At 47.1% G+C, this 2,700-nt stretch carries 2 protein-coding genes and 1 pseudogene; all 3 read left to right on the top strand.

Annotation, left to right across the window (positions count from 1 at the left end):
• Positions 1 to 1,269, top strand: a 1,269-nt coding sequence (cbiE, locus tag ACLFWI_RS29125; RefSeq protein ID WP_446415828.1) for a precorrin-6y C5,15-methyltransferase (decarboxylating) subunit CbiE, incomplete at its 5' end; no start/stop codon positions are given.
• 164 nt (positions 1,270 to 1,433) lie between these two features.
• Positions 1,434 to 1,955 carry a hypothetical protein gene (locus ACLFWI_RS29120; RefSeq protein ID WP_446415827.1) on the top strand — a complete coding sequence of 174 codons (522 nt, stop codon included), beginning with the start codon at positions 1,434 to 1,436 and terminating at the stop codon, positions 1,953 to 1,955.
• 157 nt (positions 1,956 to 2,112) lie between these two features.
• Positions 2,113 to 2,700 (top strand): annotated as a pseudogene (locus ACLFWI_RS29115) (isocitrate lyase/PEP mutase family protein); the annotation flags it as partial.

The raw sequence follows: 2,700 nt of genomic DNA, 5'->3' as shown, positions 1-2,700 counted from the left end.
AATGATATTCATGTAGTCGGAATCGGTTTAGAGGGTGCGGCGGGATTAACAGAATCCGTGCGACAATTAGTAGAACGGGCGACGCTGTTAGTCGGGAGCGATCGCGTCTTGGGTTACTTCCCTGATCATCCCGCACGCCGCCTGGTTTTGGGCGATTTGACTCAGGTGATCCGGGAGATTCGTCGCCAGTTGGCAAAGAATGACCCAAATTGCTGTATCATTGTGTTGGTGAGTGGCGATCCCTTGTTTTTTGGCTTGGGACGTTTATTATTAGCTGAATTGCCACCCGAACATCTGACGTTTCATCCCCATGTCAGTGCGGTACAATTAGCATTTAGTCGGGTGAAAGTCCCTTGGCAAGATGCGGTGACAATTAGTAGTCATGGGCGTTCTTTAGAACGGTTAACCCAAGCGCTACAACAGGGAACCGATAAAATTGCCGTGCTGACGGATAAAATAAATACGCCGAGTGCGATCGCAAATCTATTACTTGATCTGGATTTACCCTGTGAATACCAGTTTTGGCTGTGTGAAAATTTAGGTGGAACTGATGAACGGGTGCGGTGTTTGCCTGTGGATGCGGTACACTTAGAAGCGATCGCGCCGCTGAATGTGGTGATTCTCCTGCGTCAGTCTGAACCGAGTGATACACCTATAGATGTCGCCACATTACCCATTTTAGGGCTATCGGATCACAGTTTTGCCAGTTTTCGCGATCGCCCCGGTTTAATCACCAAGCGGGAAATCCGTACTTTGATTTTAGCGGAACTCTCCCTACAACCGGAACAAATTATCTGGGATATTGGTGCAGGAACGGGTTCCGTCTCCATTGAAATTGCCAGATTATCGCCTACCTCTCACGTCTATGCGATCGAAAAAACGACAATGGGAACGGCTTTAATTGAACAAAATTGCCGCCGTTTACAGGTTACCAATGTTACCTCTATCTATGGTACAGCACCGGATATATTATCTCAACTGCCCACCCCCCAGCGGGTGTTTATTGGCGGAAGTGGCGGGAATTTATTGGCGATTTTAGAACGAACCCAGGCAGAATTAGGAGATAATGGCATAGTGGTGTTAGCCTTAGCCACCTTAGAACATCTAAATCAGGCAGTCAATTGGTTTAGCGATCGCGGTTGGACGTATCGATTATTACAGGTTCAGCTTTCCCGTTCCATTCCCGTCGCCCAACTCACCCGTTTTACCCCCCTAAATCCGGTGACGATTATTCGAGCTATGCGATCGGATAAAATAAGTAAATTGTAGGGGCGGGTTTAGCCACTCAAACGACTTGTCACCAAAAACTGAACAACAAAACCCGCCCTGACTGGTTACCAACTGGTTACCAAAAACTAAACCACAAAACCCACCCTGATTCATCAGTCGTCGATTATGTAGAGACGTGCCATGCTACGTCTGTCATCAGTGACATGAAGCAAGTTACAGTTTATCTCAACCACGGAAAACACTGTACCGGAAGCTCCGATAACGGCAGAACCACCACGGAGAACCATATCTTGTATCCCGGTGATATGTGTATTGTTGATCCCGCCCATTCAAACAAACACAAACATAGAGGTAGAATCGGCAGATTGGATGGAACACAACGAAAAGGAATTCCCCGAATTTGTTTCACCGACAAAAAAGGCGGTTATGGTTATATTAATCCCGTTGATCTCTCCCCTCTCCCCGCCAATCTACCCGCCATAACCAGCATCAAATCATCCTCCCCAAAACCCCATCCCACCTTTTCCGTAGACTTACCGCCAAAAGTTCCTGGGGATAAAGATAGCCTACAACGTGCCATCTGTCTTCTGGGAAATCGCACTAAATCCGAACTGAAACAGAAACACCAAACCGAATTAAGAGAGCTAATTGGCATCTATCCCAACGCCCAGAGAGCCGCCGATTGGAAGAAAGGATTAAAGCAAGTGGTTAAACAGTCGGATTGAGGGAGATGAGGGAGATATGCCATGACACGTCTGTGTGTAGGGGCGGGTTTAGGGAATAATATTGATGGCTATCCCTAGCTTAGCTGCAAAACCCGCCCCTACCAAATGACAAATGACGTAGCTTGCTTCTCGCTTGCGCGAGTATGACGAATGACAAATGACCCAAAAATTTCGCCAACTCCTCCAACAACCCGAAACCCTTATCCTTCCCGGCGTCTACGATTGCATCAGCGCCAAACTCGCCGAAAAAATTGGCTTTGAAGCTATCTTTACCAGTGGCTTTGGCATTTCCGGTTCCACCCTCGGTAAACCCGATTACGGTTTTCTCACCGCTACCGAAATGCTGAATAGCGCCGGAAAAATTGCTGAATCCGTCACCATTCCCCTTATCGCTGATATTGATGCCGGGTACGGAAATCCCCTCAATGTCATTCGTACTGTCACCGATATCGTTAGACTCGGTATTGTAAAGTTTCAATAACAATATAGTCGGATATAGTCATGTTTAGTAATATATAGACATAAAACGCTCAGACTATTGCCGGAATTATCTTAGAAGATCAAGAGTTGCCCAAGAAATGTGGTCATTTTGCCGGAAAACGAGTGATTCCCGCCGCAGATCATATCCAGAAAATTCGCGCCGCTGTTCAAGCCCGTGGTAAAAGTGAATTAGTGATTATTGCCCGTACTGACGCCCGTGCGCCCTTGGGACTCGAGGAAGCGATTCATCGAGGACGTGCCTATT

Origin of the sequence: Coleofasciculus sp. (genome assembly GCF_046539235.1) — a bacterium.
In the GTDB taxonomy this organism is placed as follows: Bacteria; Cyanobacteriota; Cyanobacteriia; order Cyanobacteriales; family Coleofasciculaceae; genus Coleofasciculus.
This window is presented reverse-complemented; position numbering and strand designations above follow the sequence as displayed.